This window comes from Vibrio sp. 2033, from assembly GCF_033339735.1.
The window spans coordinates 93,820-114,226 of record NZ_JAWOVC010000010.1 but is presented as its reverse complement, the minus strand read 5'-3'; the positions used below and the strand labels follow the sequence as shown (position 1 = coordinate 114,226).

The following is a 20,407-nucleotide window of genomic DNA, read 5'->3' as shown; positions in this document are numbered from 1 at the left end:
ATACTCCTGTTTGGACCGCTCAAGATTTGTTTCTCTTAATGCAATATAGGCGATAACCTCGTTTGAGGTTAATACATCGAAACAAACCAAAAAAGGGGAGCGAAAATGCTCCCCTTTTATAACATGCTTTCAGGCCCTTAATCTAATAAAAGGCTGAAAGTCTCATTTTGTCTTACTCGTCTTTAGCAGCCGGTGCTTCAGCAGCAGCTTCTTCAGCTGGCTTTTCTACCGCTTCTTTCATGCTTAGACGTACACGGCCTTGGCGGTCGATTTCAAGAACTTTAACTTGAACTTCTTGACCTTCAGCTAGGTAGTCAGACACTTTCTCTACGCGTTTTTCTGCGATTTGAGAAATGTGTACAAGACCATCTTTGCCTGGAAGAACCGTTACGAATGCACCGAAGTCAGCTAGACGTGCAACTTTACCTGTGTAGATACGGCCCACTTCCACTTCAGCAGTGATCTCTTCGATACGGCGGATAGCTTCTTTCGCAGCAGTGCCTTCAGTTGCCGCAATCTTGATAGTACCGTCGTCTTCGATTTCGATAGTTGTACCAGTCTCTTCTGTTAGAGCACGGATAACTGCACCACCTTTACCGATAACGTCTTTGATCTTCTCAGCGCTGATCTTCATCGTGTGAATACGCGGAGCAAATTCAGAGATGTCTTCACGAGCACCAGAGATAGCTTCATCCATTACAGATAGGATGTGCTTACGTGCGCCTTGAGCTTGGTTAAGCGCAATTTGCATGATTTCTTTAGTGATGCCTTCGATCTTGATGTCCATTTGAAGTGCAGTGATACCAGTGTTAGTACCTGCTACTTTAAAGTCCATGTCACCTAGATGGTCTTCATCGCCAAGGATGTCAGAAAGTACAACGAAATCGTCACCTTCTTTAACAAGACCCATTGCGATACCAGCAACAGATGCTTTGATTGGTACACCTGCGTCCATAAGCGCAAGAGAAGTACCACATACTGAAGCCATTGAAGATGAACCGTTAGATTCAGTGATTTCCGATACAACACGTACTGTGTATGGGAACTCATCAACAGAAGGCATTACTGCAGCAATACCACGCTTCGCCAGTTTACCGTGGCCGATTTCACGACGCTTAGGAGAACCTACAAAACCAGTTTCACCTACACAGTATGGAGGGAAGTTGTAGTGCAGTAGGAAGTGATCTTTACGCTCACCAGTTAGCTCATCGATGATTTGAGCATCACGCTGAGTACCTAGCGTTGCCGTAACGATCGCCTGAGTTTCACCACGAGTGAATAGCGCGCTACCGTGAGTACGAGGAAGAACACCAGTACGTACATCTAGTGCACGAACCATGTCTTTTTCACGGCCATCGATACGAGGGTTACCTGCAATAATACGGCTACGTACTACTGTCTTCTCTAGATCATGGAAGATAGTGTGGATTTCTTTTGTATCTGCTTCAGGATCTTCAGCAAGAAGAACTTCATTTACTTCCGCAGCGATCTCATGGATGCGGTCGTAACGAGCCATTTTCTCAGTAATTTGGTAAGCTTCAACAAGTTTAGCTTCTGCTAGATCAGCAATCTTATTTTTAAGCGCTGTGTTCTCTTCAGGAGCAACCCAATCCCAAGCAGGAGTTGCAACTTCTGCTTTGAATTCGTTGATAGCTTGAATAGCAACTTGTTGTTGGTCATGACCATAAACAACCGCCGCTAGCATTTCTTCTTCAGTTAGGTTGTCCGCTTCTGACTCAACCATCAGTACTGCTGACTCTGTACCTGCAACAACAAGGTCAAGCTTAGAAGTTTCTAGTTCAGTTTGGCTAGGGTTAAGTACAAGCTGACCATCGATATGACCAACACGCGCCGCACCGATAGGGCCGTTGAATGGAATGCCAGAGATAGCAAGAGCAGCAGAAGTACCGATCATTGTAACGATATCTGGCTGAACATCTGGGTTTACAGACATTACTGTCGCGATAACCTGAACTTCGTTTTTAAACGCGTCTGGGAATAGCGGACGGATTGGACGGTCGATTAGACGAGCTGTTAGCGTTTCGCCTTCAGAAGGACGACCTTCACGTTTGAAGAAGCCGCCTGGGATTTTACCCGCAGCGTAAGTACGCTCTTGGTAGTTAACCGTTAGTGGGAAGAAGTCTTGACCTGCAACGGCTTCTTTTTTACCTACAACAGATACGAATACAGACGTATCATCCATTGTGACCATAACTGCTGCTGTAGCTTGACGTGCAATAACGCCAGTTTCTAAAGTAACTGTGTGGTTGCCGTACTGGAACGTTTTAACAACTGGTTTTTCGAACATTGTTATTCCTTGTTTCTAATCTTCCTTTAGTGCTTAAAGAAATCTTAGATGTGTTAATTGACACTCAAGGCATTACGAATCGCGACTAGTAAAAAGAAACTCGGAAATTCCTTTTGAATAGTCGCGACCTTTTGGTCGACGTGGTTGACTGTAATGCTATGAGCTTTTGAGAAAACCTCTTACAAGGTTTAGCCGCCAGTATTATAACGGCATAAGTCTAATTTGGCTAAATTTAGGCAACAAAAAAGGGGCATAAAGCCCCTTTTTAGACAAACTGCTATGCAGTCGCTGATTAGCGACGTAGGCCTAGACGTTTGATTAGGTCTTGGTAGCGAGCTAGGTTTTTACCTTTTAGGTAATCTAGAAGCTTACGACGACGAGAAACCATGCGTAGAAGACCACGACGGCTGTGGTGATCGCCTTTGTGCGCTTTGAAGTGACCTTGTAGGTGGTTGATAGAAGCTGTAAGTAGAGCTACTTGAACTTCTGGTGAACCAGTGTCGCCTTCGCCTTGTGCGTATTCTGCAACGATTGCTGCTTTAGTTTCTGCATTCAGAGACATAATTCTCTCCTAATAAGAGTAGGTTTAAAGTTGTAGCAGCCAATCTCTGATTCAGCCGCTACGCGAAGCGCGGATTATAGGGAAATTTCCTATCTCGTGCAATATAAAAATACCGACACTCAGGTCGGTATTTTCAATCATTTACTTGGATGCAACGTCATCTCGGAACACGACCAATCGCTTAGGAGCGATTTTGCCATCTTCGTTCATTTCGCCAACGCCAATAAACAAGCGTTCTTCACCCATAGTAAGGCGAAGTGAGCCCTCAGTCGGAGCACCAAATACTTGAACGGGCTGCCCATGTTGGACCATATTCGCCAGTTCAGGCACCAAGTTGACTTCTGGTAAGTCTTCTACCGCTGTATCCATTGGCAAAAGCAGTGGGTCCAGTAGCTCTCGAGGCGCTCGTTCCTCGCGGTGAGCTTGCTCTAGCAACTCATTTAGTTGCTCAAGTGTTACCATATTCTCGTAAGGGTATTTAGCAACACCAGTACGACGAAGCATAGTTACGTGCGCACCACAACCTAACATTTCGCCCAGATCATCAACGATAGTACGAATATAGGTACCTTTAGAGCAGTGCACTTCCATCTCTACTTCATCGCCTTCAAAACGGTGAAGAACAATCTCATATACCGTGATCTTACGAGATTCACGCGGAACTTCGATGCCTTTACGAGCGTATTCATACAAGGGTTTACCTTGATACTTCAACGCAGAGAACATGGAAGGCACTTGATCAGATTCACCACGGAACTGATCGATGCACGCTTCTAGCTTGTCTAACGTAACATCGACTGGACGCGTCTCTACAACTTCACCATCCGAGTCAGACGTATTGGTACGTTCACCCAGCTTTGCGATCACACGGTAGCGTTTATCAGAATCAAGAAGAAACTGAGAAAATTTTGTCGCTTCACCCAAGCAAATTGGCAGCATGCCTGTCGCTAATGGGTCCAAGGCTCCAGTGTGGCCTGCTTTCTCAGCAAAGTAGATTCGCTTTACTTTTTGCAGTGCATCATTGGAAGAGATACCTGTTGGTTTGTCCAACAGTATAACGCCATTAATTGGACGACCTTTACGACGACGAGCCATTATTCTTCGTCCTCACGACCAGAATCTTTTTGCTTTTGTTTGTCTGAACTAACGACTTCAGACACTAGGTTAGACATACGCATACCTTCAACAAGCGTATTGTCATAGTGGAAGCGGATTTCTGGCGTTAAACGTAGACGAATACGCTTACCTAACATCATGCGAATGTGCACTTCGTGCTCACGTAGCGCTGCTAGACATGATTCAGGTGTTTGCTCACCCACACACAGGAAGGTCACAAATACTTTTGCGTAAGCTAGGTCACGAGAGACTTCTACGTCTGAGATCGTCACCATGCCAAGGCGAGAGTCACGAACTTCACGTTGAAGGATCATCGCTAGTTCTTTTTGCAGCTGCTGTGCAACGCGCTGCGTGCGGCTAAATTCTTTTGACATATCTTTACTCTTATATAGAAAGAATGGGGGGTTGGTCAAAGCCAGCCCCCCATGGTGTATTCAACAACCAATTACTACTTATCTTTCAAAGACAATATTAGTAATTTTAGTCAATTAGTCTAGAGTACGTTTAATTTCAACGATTTCGAAGACTTCGATTTGGTCACCAACGCGAACATCATTGTAGTTCTTAACGCCGATACCACATTCGTAGCCATTCTTAACTTCTTGAACGTCATCTTTGAAACGACGTAGTGACTCTAGTTCACCTTCGTAAATAACAACGTTATCACGTAGTACACGGATTGGGTTGTTACGCTTGATCACACCTTCTGTAACCATACAACCAGCGATAGCGCCCAGTTTCGGTGACTTAAACACGTCACGAACTTCAGCAAGACCAATGATCTCTTGCTTGAATTCTGGAGCAAGCATACCGCCCATTGCTTGTTTCACTTCGTCAATCAATTGGTAAATGATTGAGTAGTAACGTAAGTCAACAGCTGCGGCTTCAACAGCACGACGAGCAGAAGCATCTGCACGAACGTTAAAGCCAAGGATGATTGCGTTTGAAGCTTCCGCTAGTACTACGTCAGTTTCCGTAATACCACCAACACCAGAACCAACGATGTTCACTTTAACTTCGTCTGTAGATAGCTTAACTAGTGAGTCTGCGATTGCTTCTACAGAACCTTGAACGTCTGCTTTAAGTACAACGTTAAGTTCAGCAACTTCACCTGCAGTCATGTTAGAGAACATGTTCTCTAGTTTAGATTTCTGCTGACGAGCAAGTTTCACTTCACGGAACTTACCAGCACGGTAGTTAGCTACTTCACGCGCTTTACGCTCGTCACGAACTACTGTTGCTTCATCACCTGAAGATGGTACACCTGAAAGACCTAGGATCTCTACAGGGATAGATGGGCCAGCCGAAGTAATTTCTTTACCTAGCTCATCACGCATTGCACGAACACGGCCGTATTCTTGACCACAAAGAACGATGTCGCCTTTGTTTAGTGTACCTGATTGAACAAGTACTGTTGCAACTGGACCACGACCTTTATCTAGGCGAGATTCAACAACAACACCAGATGCCATGCCTTCAGCTACAGCTGTAAGTTCAAGAACTTCAGACTGAAGAAGGATTGCTTCTAGAAGACCATCGATGTTTGTACCCTGTTTAGCAGAGATGTGAACGAACATGTTCTCACCGCCCCACTCTTCAGGAATAACGTCGTATTGAGCAAGCTCGTTCTTAACGTTATCTGGGTTCGCGTCTTCTTTATCGATCTTGTTCACAGCAACAATTAGAGGAACGCCTGCCGCTTTCGCGTGCTGAATCGCTTCTACTGTTTGTGGCATTACGCCATCGTCTGCTGCAACTACAAGAACAACGATATCTGTCGCTTGAGCACCACGAGCACGCATTGCAGTAAACGCTGCGTGTCCAGGAGTATCAAGGAACGTGATCATGCCGTTGTCTGTTTCAACGTGGTACGCACCAATGTGCTGAGTAATACCACCCGCTTCGCCAGAAGCAACGTGTGTGCGACGGATGTAGTCAAGTGTTGACGTTTTACCGTGGTCAACGTGACCCATGATAGTAACAACTGGAGCACGTGGAACTGCTTCCGCGTTAGTGTCACGGTCAGATAGTACCGCTTCTTCCAGTTCGTTCTCTTTACGAAGAACTACTTTATGGCCCATTTCTTCAGCAACAAGTTGTGCTGTTTCTTGGTCGATCACTTGGTTGATAGTCGCCATAGCGCCCATCTTCATCATTACTTTGATAACTTCTGTCGCTTTAACCGACATCTTGTTAGCAAGTTCTGATAGAACGATCGTTTCGCCAATTACAACGTCTTGCTTAGCAACCGTTGCTGACTTATCAAACCCGTGCTGCATTGAAGTCGGCTTAGCAAGTTTGCCCTTACGACCTCTACCGCCACGTTGGTTGTTACGGCCACCGCGAGCTTGGTCGTCTTTACCCGAAGCTGCTTTTTTCTTCTTACGACGACCGCCTTCTACTTTGCGATCTGCTTCATCTTCGGCTTCACGTGCGTATTGTGAAGTCGTTACATGGTAATCTGTATCTTCCATATCACCCTTTTTCTCTTCTGCAGCAGACCAACGCTCTTTATTCTTTTCAGCCAATTCGCGAGCTTCTTCAAGCTTGCGCTGACTTTCCTCTTCAGCCTTACGCTTAGCTTCTTCTTCCTGACGACGTTTAAGCTCGTCGGCCTCTTTTCGCGCTGCTTCTTGCTTAATTTTCTCTTCAGCATCACGCTTTGCTTTTTCTTCAGCATTACGTTGTGCATTCGTATCTACGTCTCGCTTCGCTTTTTCTTCAGCTTCACGTTTCGCTTTTTCTTCCGCTTCACGTTTTGCAGCTTCTTCAGCTTCACGTTTTGCAGCTTCTTCAGCTTCACGTTTTGCAGCTTCTTCTGCTGCACGTTTTGCTGCTTCTTCTGCTTCACGTTGTGCTGCTTCTTCAGCTTCACGTTTCGCTTCATCTTCAATTGTGCTGCGCTTCACGTATGTACGTTTTTTGCGCACCTCAACCTGAACATTCTTACTCTTACCACCACCCGCGTTCACACTAAGTGTACTACGAGTTTTACGCTGAAGCGTAAGGCGAGTCGGCTCTGAATCACCTGATTTATCACCGTGTTCTTTCTTTAAATGAGAGAGAAGCTTCTGCTTCTCTTCATCAGTAACATTGTCAGAGCTCGCCTTTTTAATGCCAGCGTCAGCAAGTTGTTCAATCAAGCGGTCGACTGGCGTACCAATCTCATCACTCAGTGCTTTAACTGTTAATTGTGTCATGCCGCTTCCTCCTTGCCGAAAATTATGCTTCTTCGCCGAACCAACAGATGTTACGTGCGGCCATAATTAGCTCACCTGCACGTTCTTCGGTCAGGCCTTCGATACCTTCTAAATCGTCAATACCTTGGTCAGCAAGATCTTCCAGTGTCGCTACACCTTTCGCTGCCAATTTAAATGCCATCTCACGCTCAAGACCTTCAAGTGCAAGTAGGTCCTCAGCTGGTTCTAGACCTTCAAAAGACTCTTCTTGTGCTAGTGCGATCGTCGTTAGTGCATCTTTTGCACGTCCACGAAGCTCTTCGATTAGTTCTTCATTCAAACCATCGATTTCTAGTAGCTCGTTAACTGGCACGTATGCGATTTCTTCTAGCGTTGAGAAACCTTCTTCAACAAGAAGTTGAGCGAAGTCTTCTTCAATATCTAGGTACTTCATGAAGTTTTCAATAGATGCTTGTGATTCTTCAGCGTGTTTCTTCTGAAGATCAGCAACTGTCATAACATTCAGTTCCCAACCGGTTAGTTGAGATGCTAGACGCACGTTTTGACCGTTACGACCAATAGCTTGCGCTAGGTTGTCAGCTTCAACTGCGATGTCCATTGAGTGTGCATCCTCATCAACGATGATAGAAGCAACATCAGCTGGCGCCATTGCGTTGATAACGAATTGAGCTGGGTTATCATCCCAAAGAACGATATCGATACGCTCACCACCAAGTTCGCCAGAAACAGCCTGTACACGTGCACCACGCATACCAACACACGCACCTACAGGGTCGATACGTTTGTCATTTGTTTTGACAGCGATCTTAGCACGAGAACCAGGATCACGTGCTGCGCCTTTCAGCTCGATAATATCTTCTGCGATTTCAGGCACTTCAACACGGAACAGTTCTGCCAACATTTCTGGCTTAGAACGAGTGATGAACAATTGGAAACCACGTGCTTCAGGCGCGACTTTGTAAAGAAGGCCACGTACGCGGTCGCCTGGACGGAAGTTTTCACGAGGAAGTTGGTCATCACGCAGGATTACCGCTTCAGCGTTATTACCAAGATCAAGCACGATTGTGTCACGGTTTACTTTTTTCACGACACCAGTGATTAGATCACCCTCATTGTCGATGAACTGTTCAACGATTTGTGCGCGCTCAGCTTCACGAACTTTTTGAACGATAACTTGCTTAGCAGTTTGAGTCGTAATACGGTCAAACGTTACTGATTCGATTTCGTCTTCTACGTAGTCGCCAAGCTCGATTGAGTCATCTTCGTATTGCGCTGCTTCTAGTGAGATCTCTTTTGTAGGGTTCTCAACGTCATCAACAACTAACCAACGGCGGTAAGTTACAAATTCACCGGTTTTACGGTCAATGGCAACACGTACGTCGATTTCGATTTCGTATTTTTTCTTTGTAGAAGTTGCTAGAGCAATCTCAAGAGCCTCAAAGATACGCTCACGAGGTACCGCTTTTTCGTTCGATACCGCTTCTGCTACCGCTAAAATTTCTTTACTCATTGTATTTAGCCTCTAAGCTTAAACTTTTTTAGGGAACTAAAATTTAGGGATCAGGTTAGCTTTGGAAATGTTACTTAGAGCAAACTCTTCTTGCTGACCGTCTACAGTAATTGTCACTGTTTCGCCATCAACACCGTGGATAATACCTTTCCACTTACGACGGTTTGCTACAGCCATTTTCAATACGATGCTGACCTCGTGACCAATAAATTGCTCGTAATGTGCTGCTTTAAAAAGTGGTCTTTCTAAACCTGGAGAAGACACTTCTAGGCTGTAAGCAACAGAAATTGGATCTTCAACGTCTAAAACTGCACTAACTTGGTGGCTAACTTCTGCACAGTCGTCTACGTTAATACCATTTTCATGGTCAATGTAGATACGTAACGTTGAGTGCGCGCCTGCACGAATGAATTCTAATCCAACTAACTCATAACCTGATGCCGCTACTGGCGCGTCAAGCATTTCAGTAAGTTGTCTTTCTAAACCAGTCATTTAACCACTCCAGAAACAAAAAAAGGGCTCAGAGCCCAATCAAAAAACCAAGCAGTATCTGAGCTATTTCAAAAAGCTCAGATAACAAAAAACCCCGATAGTCGGGGTTTTATGCTGCTGGACCCTGATACGTTAAGAATAGCCAACAATTGCTTTTCTTAACTCGTAGTGTGGTTAGCACTACGCAAACTTGCCAATCTACGATTTCCTTTTAAAGAAAGAGATTGGTTGCGGGGGCCGGATTTGAACCGACGACCTTCGGGTTATGAGCCCGACGAGCTACCAAGCTGCTCCACCCCGCGTCCGACTTGCTGAGCATTATACTCGCAAACAAGTGATTTACAAGTTTGTAAATACATGGTGCCGAGAGAGGGACTCGAACCCTCACACCTAAGGCACTAGCACCTCATGCTAGCGTGTCTACCAATTTCACCATCTCGGCATCAAAACCTTACAGCTTATTGAGGAATTTCATCACCCGCAGGGGCAGGAACTTCACTCGCTGCATCCTTAACTTGTTCAACAACTGGTTGACCTAACGTTGGGTCTACCCATTGTGATTCAGTCTGGTGCGTAGACATACGACCAAGTAACAAGCTAACGATAAAGAATACGGTTGCTAAAATAGCAGTTGTTCGGGTTAAGAAATTACCTGAGCCGCCAGCACCAAACACTGTGTTTGAAGCACCAGCACCGAACGAGGCTCCCATATCTGCGCCTTTACCTTGTTGAATCAACACAAGGCCAATCACACCAAGCGCTGCCAACAGGTAAATCACAAGTAGAACTGAAAACATTTTTTCCACCTATGTTCCAAATTGTTGAGCCAGCGCCGTTCAAAAGAATAAATCATAATGAACAAGGCTAGCGACCTCCTAACGGGAGGCGGAGCAATACTAGCGAAAGCCAGTAACGCTGACAAGGGAAAATTAGTAAAAAATCAATGCCAATGCGTTAAGCGCTCAAAAAAAGGGCAAAAGACACCCTTTTCATTCAAGACATGCTTTAACGCAATGATTAACAACTTGCTTTAACAGCCTCAGCGATTTTCAATGCTGAGTGTTGAACTAGTTCACCATCTTCTCCTTCCACCATAACGCGGATCAAAGGCTCAGTGCCAGACTTACGCAGCAATACACGCCCTTTATCACCAAGTGTCGCCTCTACTTCAGCGACAGCATTTAATACAGCTGTAGCTTCAAGAGGGTTACTTTCTCCTGAGAAACGGACATTTTCTAAAACCTGAGGATATAGTGTCATTCCTTGCGATAGTTCATATAAAGACATATCGCTGCCAATTACAGAAGCAAGTACTTGAAGTGCAGCAACAATCGCATCGCCGGTTGTGACTTTATCTAATAAGATCACATGGCCTGAGTTTTCAGCACCAATTTTCCAACCTTTTTCTAGCAGTTGCTCCATGACATAACGGTCACCAACAGCAGCACGTACAAACGGAATGCCTAGCTGCTTTAAACCATTTTCCATACCCAAGTTAGTCATTAGTGTACCAACAACACCACCCTTTAGCTCACCACGACGAAGTGCATCACGAGCGATGATATAAGCAATTTGGTCACCATCAACTTTGTTACCCAAGTGATCGACCATAATGATACGGTCACCATCACCATCAAACGCGAGACCAAGATGCGCTTGCTCTTCAACAACACGCTGTTGAAGAGCTCGTACGTCTGTTGCGCCCACTTTTTCATTAATGTTGATGCCGTTAGGCTCTACGCCCATAGCGATAACTTCTGCCCCAAGTTCTTTGAAGACATTTGGAGCGATGTGGTACGTTGCACCGTGCGCACAGTCTACTACGATCTTAAAGTTCGCAAGGCTCAACTCAGATGGGAAAGTACTCTTACAGAATTCGATGTAACGACCAGCTGCATCATTTAGGCGGGTTGCTTTACCAAGCTCAGCAGACTCCACACATTCAATTTCTTTATCTAACTCTGCTTCAATCGCCAATTCAATATCGTCAGGTAGCTTAGTACCCTCAGAAGAAAAGAATTTAATGCCGTTGTCGTAATATGGGTTATGTGATGCAGAAATCACAATACCAGCCTCGGCACGGAAAGTCTGAGTTAAATAGGCCACAGCTGGAGTTGGCATGGGACCAGTAAATGTTGCTTTAAGTCCCGCAGCTGCAAGGCCTGCCTCTAGTGCAGATTCAAGCATATAACCTGAAATACGTGTATCTTTACCTATGATAACTTTCTTTGTGCCTTGTTTCGCTAGTACACGACCAGCAGCCCAGCCAAGCTTAAGTACGAAGTCTGGAGTGATTGGGTATTGTCCTACTTTACCGCGCACACCGTCAGTACCAAAGTAACGTCTTTCATTCGACATAAACTTTCCTTTATTATTTTTAAATATTGTTTTTCGTCATCTCAACAACTTTCATTGCTTCGATTGTCTCTTCAAAGTCATGCACGCGAATGATCTGCGCGCCTTTCATCGCGGCAATCGTAGCACAAACAACACTTGCGTTCGTACACTCTGCCGCTGGCTTGTCTAACAGTTTGAAGATCATGGATTTACGAGACATGCCAGCCAAAATAGGCAGGCCGAATTCATGAAACTTTTCAAGATGAGCAAGCATATGATAATTGTGTTCGATTGTTTTGCCAAAGCCAAACCCAGGATCGAGAATCAGTTGAGATTTATCAATCCCTGCAGCTTCACACGCCGCGATACGTTCTTCTAGAAAAGCCGACACGTCCCCCATTAAATCATCATAATGAGGGTCAACTTGCATGGTCCTAGGTTGACCGTTCATATGCATCAGACAAATTGGAAGGTTTGCTTCTGCTGCGACTTCCAGAGCACCAGGCTCTTGCAGCGAGCGGATGTCATTGATCAAATCAGCCCCAGCATCAATTGCTTGACGCATCACTTCTGCTTTACTGGTGTCAACGGAAATCCACACATCATACTTTTCACGAATGGCTTTGATTACTGGGACAACACGCCTAAGCTCTTCTTCCAAAGACACATCCGGTGCACCAGGTCTTGTCGATTCACCACCAACATCAACAATACTTACACCAGCCTTTATCATTTTATCAACTTGAGCAAGAGCAAGTTCAATTGAGTTGTATTTACCGCCATCCGAAAAGGAATCCGGTGTCACATTTAGAATGGCCATGACATGTGGACGCGAAAGGTCCAAAGATTTGTTATTTGCTGTAATCATCATCATAAACACAAAAACCCCGAGATAACTCGGGGTTTAATATTATCGATACTCTTTATTCAGAGTCTTTCTTTTCAGGCGCTTCGTTAGAAGTTGTTTCAGAAGAGCTAGGCTGTTCTGCATCTTTCGCAGTCTCCGTTGCTTCTTCTTTAACTTCTTGCTTTGCTTGAGGCTTGTCGCTGTCTTCTGGTTTGCTTGCTGAGTTATCACTCCAGCCCGCAGGCTCACGAATTTCAGCTTTGCGCTCCATTAAGTCATCAATCTGGCGAGCATCAATGGTTTCATACTTCATCAGCGCATCTTTCATCGCATGCATGATATCCATGTTCTCTTGAAGAATCTTCTTCGCACGATCGTAGTTGCGGTCAATGATCTGACGAACTTCGTCATCAATCAACTTCGCTGTATCGTCAGACACATGTTTAGTCTGAGTTACACTACGCCCTAAGAACACTTCGCCTTCATCTTCTGCATACAGCAGAGGGCCAAGCTTTTCAGAGAAACCCCATTGAGTAACCATCTTACGAGCAATATCTGTTGCGCGCTCGATATCATTAGAAGCACCGGTTGATACTTTGTCAGCACCGTAGATAAGTTCTTCTGCTAAACGACCACCGTACAAGCTAGAAATCATTGATTCTAGGTGTTGGCGAGACATACTCACGCGGTCCTGCTCTGGAAGGTACATTGTTACACCCAACGCACGACCACGTGGAATGATAGACACTTTGTACACTGGATCGTGTTCAGGAACCAAGCGACCAACAATCGCGTGACCCGCTTCGTGGTATGCGGTTGACTCTTTCACTTCCTCAGACATCACCATTGAACGGCGCTCAGCACCCATCATGATTTTGTCTTTCGCCAGTTCAAACTCAACCATAGAAACGTTGCGCTTGTTACCGCGCGCAGCAAACAGGGCTGCTTCGTTAACTAAGTTTGCTAGGTCAGCACCAGAGAAGCCTGGAGTACCACGTGCGATGAGAGAAGGCTCTACATCACCCGCTAGAGGGACCTTACGCATGTGAACTTTTAGGATCTGTTCACGGCCACGTACATCTGGAAGACCAACTACCACTTGGCGGTCAAAACGACCAGGACGCAGTAACGCAGGGTCCAGCACATCCGGACGGTTAGTCGCAGCGATAACGATAATACCTTCGTTACCTTCGAAACCATCCATCTCAACGAGCATTTGGTTTAGTGTTTGTTCACGTTCATCATGACCACCACCAACACCTGCGCCACGTTGACGACCTACCGCATCGATCTCATCGATAAAGATGATACAAGGTGCGGCTTTCTTTGCTTGTTCAAACATGTCACGCACACGAGATGCACCAACACCAACGAACATTTCTACGAAATCAGAACCAGAGATAGTAAAGAATGGTACTTTCGCCTCACCGGCAATGGCTTTCGCTAGAAGCGTTTTACCCGTACCAGGAGGACCAACCATTAGAACACCCGTTGGAATCTTACCGCCCAGCTTTTGGAAGCGGCTTGGATCGCGTAGGTAGTCCACCAGCTCTTTCACGTCTTCTTTTGCTTCGTCACAACCTGCAACGTCAGCAAAAGTTGTCTTGATTTGTTCTTCGCTCATCATTCGAGCTTTGCTCTTACCAAAAGACATGGCGCCTTTACCACCGCCGCCTTGCATTTGACGCATGAAGAAAATCCATACACCAATTAGTAAGATCATTGGGAACCAAGAGATGAAGATAGTACCAAGCAAGCTTTGCTCTTCTGGAGGCGTGCCTTGTACTTTCACGTTTTGGTTAATTAGGTCATCTAGAAGCTTTTGGTCATACACTGGCATGTAAGTGACCATTTTGGCACCGCCGCCACGACGAACAAAGCTAATTTCACCGTCTTTAAAAGTTGCTTCTTGAATCTGGCCTTGGCCAACTTCCTGTACAAACGTGGTGTAATCCACGGTTCTGCCATTGCTTTCTCCAGGGCCAAAGCTCTGGAATACCGACATCAATACGACGGCGATAACAAGCCACAGAATTAAATTTTTTGCCATGTCACTCAAGGTGTAAGCCTCTCGATAACTAATTGTAATTAAAGGTAGGGTACTACAGTTCATTAACTGTAGCTATAGTGTTAACACGCTCTCAAGAGAGCAAAATGGTTAACCTTTGTAACCAGTGGCTACGACGAAGACCTCTCGAGAGCGAGCTCGCGATGAGTCTGGTTTTCTAATTTTTACGGCTTTAAACATGTCTCGGACTTCTTTCACATACTGATCGAAGCCTTCCCCTTGGAAAACCTTTACGACAAAGCTACCATTAGGCGCTAGAACTTGTCGACACATATCTAAAGCTAATTCAACTAAATACATAGCGCGAGGTTGATCAACAGAATTGTTTCCCGCGATGTTAGGCGCCATATCAGACATTACTACGTCTACCATGGAAGGTTGGATCCTTTCTAGCAAAGCCTCCAATACTGCATCATCACGAAAGTCGCCTTGTAAAAAGCTAACGCCAGCAATCGGGTCCATAGGAAGCAAGTCACACGCGATGATCTGACCACTGTCCCCTACTATCTTAGCAGCATATTGAGACCATCCGCCCGGCGCAGCCCCCAAGTCGACGACTGTCATTCCAGGCTTTAACAATTTATCTTTCGTTTGAATCTCATCGATCTTGAAATAAGCACGTGAGCGGTAGCCTTTTTTTCGGGCTTCATTCGCGTATTTATCATCAAAGTGTTCTTTCAACCAACGACCAGAACTAGCCGAATGTTTTTGTTTACTCATTTTAATCCCAACAAGGCACAAATTGGAGCTATTGTTTTAATAGGCGCTACCTATTACTCAATAAATTATAGTCTTCAGCAATAGATGGCGTTAAAATAGCTTTTTTCAACCCTTATTTTAAAGAAAATTGGCCGCGTAATGAACCTAAGCACCAAACAAAAGCAGCACCTTAAAGGCCTAGCTCACAGTTTAAAACCTGTTGTGCTAATGGGCGCAAATGGACTTACAGAAGCCGTGCTAGCAGAAATTGAAATCGCTCTTAACCATCACGAACTTATCAAAGTAAAAGTTGCTTCGGAAGATCGTGAAACAAAACAGCTAATCATCGACGCTATCGTACGTGAGACGGGCGCTGAAAAAGTTCAGACTATTGGTAAAGTGCTAGTGCTATACCGCCAGTCTGAAGAGCGTAAAATCGAAATCCCTCGTAAGTAACTCTACTTACGTTGCTGAAGAAAAAAGGTCGCCTGAGGCGACCTTTTTGCGTTTTATCAGGGCAGTAATGCTACTCCAAACGACCTAGATATATTCTACTCGGTCAATTTCGAAGTCTTTCGCGCCACCCGGAGTTTGAATAGCAACTTCATCGCCTTCCATCTTGCCAATCAGGCCACGAGCAATAGGTGAGCTCACTGAAATGCGACCTGCTTTGATATCGGCTTCGTCATCACCAACGATTTGGTACGTTTTTTCTTCTTCGGTGTCGATATCAATCAAGGTTACGGTTGAACCAAAAATAACTTTACCCGTGTTCTCCATCTTCGTTACATCAATAACTTGAGCAACTGACAGTTTGTATTCAATGTCACGGATTTGTGCTTCACAAATGCCCTGCTCTTCACGAGCGGCGTGATATTCAGCATTCTCTTTTAAATCACCTAGCTCACGAGCTTCAGCAATTGCCTCTGAGATCTGAGGACGTAGTTTAAGTAGACGATCGAGTTCTGCACGTAGCTTTTGCTCGCCACGTAGTGTCATTGGAACTTTTTCCATTTTATAACCTCAAGCCCAAATGGGTCTTTGGACAAAAAAAAGCCCACCCTGTCATAGGACTGGGTAGTGCGCTTAAAGATGTATTTCGTTTAGTGTAAACAAACTCCCGGACGAAATCATCTTAATTCGAAAGACAGCAAGACTATGCCTTTTCGGCATAATGATATAACTCACTTTTAGAGCGGTTCTAGGGCGAATCACCTTCTCAATTTATTGAAAAACAACACTGTTCATTACACCAAAAACCTCAAAAAAGATAAAAACTAATCAATGTCAGGCCAATGTCATTGCCAATAATTTCAATAAAAAACAGTAATTTAAATAAAAACAACGCACAATTGAACAGTGTTCATCAGTGGGATTTATATCATTTTACTAACTCATACGGAAACTTTAGCAGTAAAACATGTCCAGCGAGTTGTTAGATCAATGGCTTACAAGTGCGAACTATATCGCTCAATTAGCCAATTTTGGACCAACAACTTGTGAGAGATCACCTCTCCCCCATACAACAATGATTATGGACAGCTAACTAGGACAAATAAGATGAAAAAGACTCTAATTGCTCTTTCTGTATCTGCAGCAGCTATGGCAACTGGCGTAAACGCAGCTGAACTTTACAACCAAGACGGTACTTCTCTAGAAATGGGCGGCCGTGCTGAAGCACGTCTATCTATGAAAGATGGCGACGCTCAAGACAAATCTCGCATCCGTCTAAACTTCCTTGGTAAACAAGAAATCAATGACAACCTATACGGTGTTGGTTTCTGGGAAGGTGAATTTGAGACTGCTCAAAACGGTACTGTAGACGGCGACGACAAGAGCGATCTAGAAACTCGTCTTGCTTACGCTGGTCTTGGCGGTGCTTACGGTGAGTTCGCATACGGTAAAACTGAAGGTGCACTAGGCGTTATCACTGACTTCACAGATATCATGGCTTACCACGGTAACTCTGCAGCAGACAAACTAGCTGTATCAGACCGTACAGACAACATGATGGCTTACAAAGGCCAGTTTGAAAACCTAAGCGTAAAAGCAAGCTACCGCTTCGCTGATCGTATGGAAAACAAAAACACTGGTGAGTACTACGACAACAAACAAGACGGTTACTCTCTATCTGCAATCTACGCTCTAGCTGACACTGGTCTTGAGCTAGGTGCTGGTTACGCAGATCAAGACAAAGCTAACGAGTACATGCTAGCTGCATCTTACACAATGTCTGATCTTTACTTCGCTGGTGTATTCACTGACGGCGAGAAAATGGAAGATTCAAACAACAGTAACACAGTTGATTACACTGGTTACGAGCTAGCGGGTGCTTACACTCTAGGCCAAACAGTATTTACAACATCATACAACAATGCAGAAACTAACAACGAAACTTCTGCAAACAACTTCGCTGTTGATGCTTCTTACTACTTCAAGCCTAACTTCCGTGGTTACATTTCTTACAACTTCAACCTGATTGATGCAGGTGACAAGTTTGGTTCAACTGACACGAGCAAAACAGTTGCAACTAAGATCGATGCTGAAGACGAGCTAGCTCTAGGTCTACGTTACGACTTCTAATTCCGGTCTTTGACTAGAATATCGAATGCCCGCTTTAAGCGGGCATTTTTTATACTTCATTTTAAGCAGCGCGCCTTTCTCTCGTGTCTCATTCATGAAGACATTTGAAGCATTTCTTTAGTTACCTAGCATATTGAAAGGACTTGCGTATACTCAATCACATAACTCACCTTAGAAAGTATCATTATGCGTTTACGTTGGCCCTTGCTCATATTCTCTTCATTACTTTCTGCTTTTTCACAAGCGTACCCTCATCAAGAGGTGTTGCCTGAAGGCGCCCGCATCAGTTTAGTTGCGGAAAAACTCAGTGAAAATGCTGAGCTTGACGGTGTTCATCCTACCGAACAACTGTTCCCACCAGCGAGTACATTAAAAATCGTCACCGCATTAGCCGCAAAGCTAGAACTGGGTGATAATTTCCGGTTTCGAACCAAGCTGGAAACGTCGAACTCAGATGCAGTGATTTACTTTGTCGGCGACCCAACACTCCAAACCAACGACTTAAAATCACTTCTCACTCTAGCTAAGAAAAATGGCTTAAAACGGATTAACGGTGACCTATGGCTCGATAACAGCGCATTCACTGGTTATAACCGTGCGGTGGGCTGGCCGTGGGATATCTTGGGAGTTTGCTACAGCGCTCCGGCATCGACCATCACACTCAATAACAACTGTGTACAAGCCTCTATCTATACACAAAAAGATGGTGGAACGCGGGTCTACGTACCAGAGCATCAACCTATTCGTGTCACAAGTACCGTAGAAACAGTTTCTAAAACCATTAAGAAAAGTCGTCATTGTGACTTAGGTTTAGTTGCAAATCCCGATAACAACTACAAGCTAACAGGGTGCTTGGTTGAAAGAGACAAACCATTGCCACTGAAATTTGCGGTTCAAGACCCTGAGCGTTACACCAGTCAAAGGTTGGCGGCTTTGCTCAAGGAGCTCAACATTGGGGTATCAGGACAGATTAGGGTCGGTACGGCGCCAGAAAAGCAGCGAAAACTCATCGCAATGCATCAATCAAAAGCCTTACCAGACATTCTCGAAGATATGCTCAAAAACTCTGACAACTTGATTGCCGACACATTAACCAAAACACTTGGTGCTAAATTTTTCGTTCAGCCAGGCAGTTTTACTAACGGTACAGAAGCGATCAAGCAGATCATTTTCGCCAACACTGGTATTGATATTCGTAATGCGCGCCTAGAAGACGGCTCAGGACTTTCGCGAAATAACCGGATCTCCGCGACCAAGATGGCTGAAATGCTGCGCTATATTTGGAAGCATGAAAACGAACTCAAATTGATTGCCATCATGCCGAAATCAGGTGAATCCGGCACATTAAAGTACCGACAAAGTATGCGAAAACTTCCAATTAAAGGACAGCTGATCGCGAAAAGTGGCTCTATCTACGGGACTTACAATATGGCTGGATATGGCTTGGACAAAAATGGTCAACCTAACACCATTTTTGTTCAGTTTGTTTCAGACTACTTCCCAGAAAAAAGGGACGACAACACACCTGTCATCGCCCCGATTACACATTTTGAGCAGCTTTTTTACAATGACATTGTGAACTTTAGTCAGGCAATACCTAAGAAATAGTTCACCACGTTAAAGTAAATCCACATTCCTGAAATATCGACGATAGACGCAAGAACTGGACTCACCAATACGGCTGGGTCCAACTTGCAAGCTCGTGCAATAATTGGCAACAGCCCGCCCAATGTTGTAGAAATGGTGACTTGAATGAACAGCGCAACTGCTATTGCCAGTGCGATATCGGTCAGTTCAAAGCCTCCTGTTGATTGTCCTGCACTAAATAACATAATGCGTCCAATCATCACGATAGCGATCGCTAGCGCAATAAATAGAGCGACTCGGCTCTCTTTCCACAAAACTTCTAACCATTGGCGTTTTTTTAACTCTCCAGTAGCAAGAGCACGAATCACCAAAGTTGCTGCTTGTGTTCCTGTGTTACCACCAGCAGCTGCAATCACTGGCATGTACACTGCAAGTAAAACAAGCTGACTAAGGGTGTCCTCATACTGAGCGATGATCAAGCCTGACACTATCCCTAAAAGAGCCAGCGCAATGATCCATCCAATACGCTGTTTTACATGCCCTAAAACACTAGTTGATAAATAACCATCGGGTGTATCAACTTCAGACATATGCAGACCCAGTTGGTGAGCATAATGACGTGCGCGTTTGTCATGACCTGCTTGCTCAAGTTGAGCAATAAGACTATTCACATAGCCGACAGAGCAATGCTGTAAAATACCTACAGCCTCATCAATCGGCATAACCGTAAGCAAATGGACTTGTTGCTCTTGCTCGTACTGCAAGAATGCATTGCGAGCTGCACCAATTTCTACTTCAGAAAAGTTTGGTGTTGTTTCAATAAAAGTGTTGTTCATTACCGTCATGGCGAATCTCCCGATTGGCATTGGTAACGACCATCGACAAAGCATGAAAAGCCACTCTTGCACGCTAAAAGTCAGACAACAATTAAGATGCACAGAGAAAACCAATGCGAATGCACTGTCTATTCAGAATGTATGAAGGAAATAACGAGAAGAAAATTAGAAAAGATGCCTCACCACTTAGGTAAGGCGGAGATCGCCAATACCGAAGCGGGTTATTTCGCTCCCTTAATCTTACTCACCCAACGACTGGGAG

Annotated in this window: 17 protein-coding genes and 2 tRNA genes; 3 read left to right on the top strand and 16 right to left on the bottom strand. The window is 44.7% G+C overall.

All coding sequences use genetic code 11. The features are described from left to right. Positions 1–172: 172 nt before the first annotated feature. The 14 genes from pnp to rlmE form a co-directional block, all read right to left on the bottom strand. Positions 173–2,308, bottom strand: a complete 2,136-nt coding sequence (pnp, locus tag R7P74_RS14465; RefSeq protein ID WP_005380098.1) for a polyribonucleotide nucleotidyltransferase — start codon at positions 2,306–2,308, stop codon at positions 173–175. Positions 2,309–2,600: 292 nt separating this feature from the next. Continuing rightward, positions 2,601–2,870 carry a 30S ribosomal protein S15 gene (gene rpsO / locus R7P74_RS14460; protein WP_005380094.1) on the bottom strand — a complete coding sequence of 90 codons (270 nt, stop codon included), beginning with the start codon at positions 2,868–2,870 and terminating at the stop codon, positions 2,601–2,603. Positions 2,871–3,011: 141 nt separating this feature from the next. After that, entirely contained in the window at positions 3,012–3,965 is a 954-nt protein-coding gene (gene truB / locus R7P74_RS14455) for a tRNA pseudouridine(55) synthase TruB (protein WP_005380088.1), read from the bottom strand. Beyond that, complete coding sequence (gene rbfA, locus R7P74_RS14450; protein WP_005380087.1) at positions 3,965–4,360, bottom strand: 30S ribosome-binding factor RbfA; 396 nt, start codon at positions 4,358–4,360, stop codon at positions 3,965–3,967. Before rbfA ends, truB begins: the two co-directional genes overlap by 1 nt. Before the next feature lie 114 nt (positions 4,361–4,474). After that, positions 4,475–7,186 (bottom strand): translation initiation factor IF-2, encoded by a 2,712-nt coding sequence (infB, locus tag R7P74_RS14445; protein WP_005380086.1) that lies wholly within the window; start codon positions 7,184–7,186, stop codon positions 4,475–4,477. Positions 7,187–7,208: 22 nt separating this feature from the next. Beyond that, positions 7,209–8,696 (bottom strand): transcription termination factor NusA, encoded by a 1,488-nt coding sequence (nusA, locus tag R7P74_RS14440; protein WP_005380084.1) that lies wholly within the window; start codon positions 8,694–8,696, stop codon positions 7,209–7,211. A 36-nt stretch (positions 8,697–8,732) separates the two neighbouring features. After that, positions 8,733–9,188 (bottom strand): ribosome maturation factor RimP, encoded by a 456-nt coding sequence (rimP, locus tag R7P74_RS14435; RefSeq protein ID WP_005386424.1) that lies wholly within the window; start codon positions 9,186–9,188, stop codon positions 8,733–8,735. 225 nt (positions 9,189–9,413) lie between these two features. Further along, positions 9,414–9,490 (bottom strand) — tRNA-Met (locus R7P74_RS14430). Positions 9,491–9,546: 56 nt separating this feature from the next. Beyond that, positions 9,547–9,630 (bottom strand) — tRNA-Leu (locus R7P74_RS14425). A 16-nt stretch (positions 9,631–9,646) separates the two neighbouring features. Further along, entirely contained in the window at positions 9,647–9,985 is a 339-nt protein-coding gene (gene secG, locus R7P74_RS14420; RefSeq protein ID WP_005380080.1) for a preprotein translocase subunit SecG, read from the bottom strand. A gap of 220 nt (positions 9,986–10,205) precedes the next feature. Further along, positions 10,206–11,546, bottom strand: coding sequence for a phosphoglucosamine mutase (gene glmM, locus R7P74_RS14415; RefSeq protein WP_005388992.1), 1,341 nt, complete (start codon positions 11,544–11,546; stop codon positions 10,206–10,208). A 19-nt stretch (positions 11,547–11,565) separates the two neighbouring features. Beyond that, positions 11,566–12,396 (bottom strand): dihydropteroate synthase, encoded by an 831-nt coding sequence (gene folP / locus R7P74_RS14410; RefSeq protein WP_225473690.1) that lies wholly within the window; start codon positions 12,394–12,396, stop codon positions 11,566–11,568. 52 nt (positions 12,397–12,448) lie between these two features. Next, positions 12,449–14,422 (bottom strand): ATP-dependent zinc metalloprotease FtsH, encoded by a 1,974-nt coding sequence (ftsH, locus tag R7P74_RS14405; protein WP_017635895.1) that lies wholly within the window; start codon positions 14,420–14,422, stop codon positions 12,449–12,451. A gap of 108 nt (positions 14,423–14,530) precedes the next feature. Further along, positions 14,531–15,160: a 23S rRNA (uridine(2552)-2'-O)-methyltransferase RlmE gene (gene rlmE, locus R7P74_RS14400; protein WP_005388985.1), complete on the bottom strand. Its 630-nt coding sequence runs from the start codon at positions 15,158–15,160 to the stop codon at positions 14,531–14,533. Positions 15,161–15,298: 138 nt separating this feature from the next. Between rlmE and yhbY the strand changes: the two genes are divergently transcribed. After that, the gene (gene yhbY, locus R7P74_RS14395) at positions 15,299–15,595 is read left to right on the top strand and encodes a ribosome assembly RNA-binding protein YhbY (protein ID WP_005380066.1); all 297 of its coding nucleotides are present in this window, start codon (positions 15,299–15,301) and stop codon (positions 15,593–15,595) included. Between the two features lie 84 nt (positions 15,596–15,679). Here yhbY and greA read toward each other — a convergent pair whose 3' ends face one another. Then, complete coding sequence (greA, locus tag R7P74_RS14390; protein WP_005380065.1) at positions 15,680–16,153, bottom strand: transcription elongation factor GreA; 474 nt, start codon at positions 16,151–16,153, stop codon at positions 15,680–15,682. Positions 16,154–16,699: 546 nt separating this feature from the next. Here greA and R7P74_RS14385 point away from each other — a divergent pair. Together R7P74_RS14385 and dacB are read left to right on the top strand one after the other, a co-directional pair. Next, the gene (locus tag R7P74_RS14385; RefSeq protein WP_005380064.1) at positions 16,700–17,722 is read left to right on the top strand and encodes a porin; all 1,023 of its coding nucleotides are present in this window, start codon (positions 16,700–16,702) and stop codon (positions 17,720–17,722) included. 186 nt (positions 17,723–17,908) lie between these two features. Further along, complete coding sequence (gene dacB / locus R7P74_RS14380; RefSeq protein WP_005380063.1) at positions 17,909–19,330, top strand: serine-type D-Ala-D-Ala carboxypeptidase; 1,422 nt, start codon at positions 17,909–17,911, stop codon at positions 19,328–19,330. Here dacB and R7P74_RS14375 read toward each other — a convergent pair. Beyond that, positions 19,309–20,154, bottom strand: a complete 846-nt coding sequence (locus R7P74_RS14375) for a magnesium transporter (protein ID WP_005380062.1) — start codon at positions 20,152–20,154, stop codon at positions 19,309–19,311. The two genes, dacB and R7P74_RS14375, sit on opposite strands and share 22 nt — an antisense overlap. Between the last annotated feature and the right edge of the window lie 253 nt (positions 20,155–20,407).

What these genes read in the sequence shown, in the direction of transcription:
- R7P74_RS14375 (WP_005380062.1), bottom strand. Translation starts at nt 20,154, where the DNA reads ATGACGGTAATGAACAACACTTTTATTGAAACAACACCAAACTTTTCT.
- rpsO (WP_005380094.1), bottom strand. Translation starts at nt 2,870, where the DNA reads ATGTCTCTGAATGCAGAAACTAAAGCAGCAATCGTTGCAGAATACGCA.
- rlmE (WP_005388985.1), bottom strand. Translation starts at nt 15,160, where the DNA reads ATGAGTAAACAAAAACATTCGGCTAGTTCTGGTCGTTGGTTGAAAGAA.
- ftsH (WP_017635895.1), bottom strand. Translation starts at nt 14,422, where the DNA reads ATGGCAAAAAATTTAATTCTGTGGCTTGTTATCGCCGTCGTATTGATG.
- R7P74_RS14385 (WP_005380064.1), top strand. Translation starts at nt 16,700, where the DNA reads ATGAAAAAGACTCTAATTGCTCTTTCTGTATCTGCAGCAGCTATGGCA.
- infB (WP_005380086.1), bottom strand. Translation starts at nt 7,186, where the DNA reads ATGACACAATTAACAGTTAAAGCACTGAGTGATGAGATTGGTACGCCA.
- dacB (WP_005380063.1), top strand. Translation starts at nt 17,909, where the DNA reads ATGCGTTTACGTTGGCCCTTGCTCATATTCTCTTCATTACTTTCTGCT.
- glmM (WP_005388992.1), bottom strand. Translation starts at nt 11,546, where the DNA reads ATGTCGAATGAAAGACGTTACTTTGGTACTGACGGTGTGCGCGGTAAA.
- nusA (WP_005380084.1), bottom strand. Translation starts at nt 8,696, where the DNA reads ATGAGTAAAGAAATTTTAGCGGTAGCAGAAGCGGTATCGAACGAAAAA.
- pnp (WP_005380098.1), bottom strand. Translation starts at nt 2,308, where the DNA reads ATGTTCGAAAAACCAGTTGTTAAAACGTTCCAGTACGGCAACCACACA.
- rimP (WP_005386424.1), bottom strand. Translation starts at nt 9,188, where the DNA reads ATGACTGGTTTAGAAAGACAACTTACTGAAATGCTTGACGCGCCAGTA.
- greA (WP_005380065.1), bottom strand. Translation starts at nt 16,153, where the DNA reads ATGGAAAAAGTTCCAATGACACTACGTGGCGAGCAAAAGCTACGTGCA.
- yhbY (WP_005380066.1), top strand. Translation starts at nt 15,299, where the DNA reads ATGAACCTAAGCACCAAACAAAAGCAGCACCTTAAAGGCCTAGCTCAC.
- rbfA (WP_005380087.1), bottom strand. Translation starts at nt 4,360, where the DNA reads ATGTCAAAAGAATTTAGCCGCACGCAGCGCGTTGCACAGCAGCTGCAA.
- secG (WP_005380080.1), bottom strand. Translation starts at nt 9,985, where the DNA reads ATGTTTTCAGTTCTACTTGTGATTTACCTGTTGGCAGCGCTTGGTGTG.
- folP (WP_225473690.1), bottom strand. Translation starts at nt 12,396, where the DNA reads ATGATGATTACAGCAAATAACAAATCTTTGGACCTTTCGCGTCCACAT.
- truB (WP_005380088.1), bottom strand. Translation starts at nt 3,965, where the DNA reads ATGGCTCGTCGTCGTAAAGGTCGTCCAATTAATGGCGTTATACTGTTG.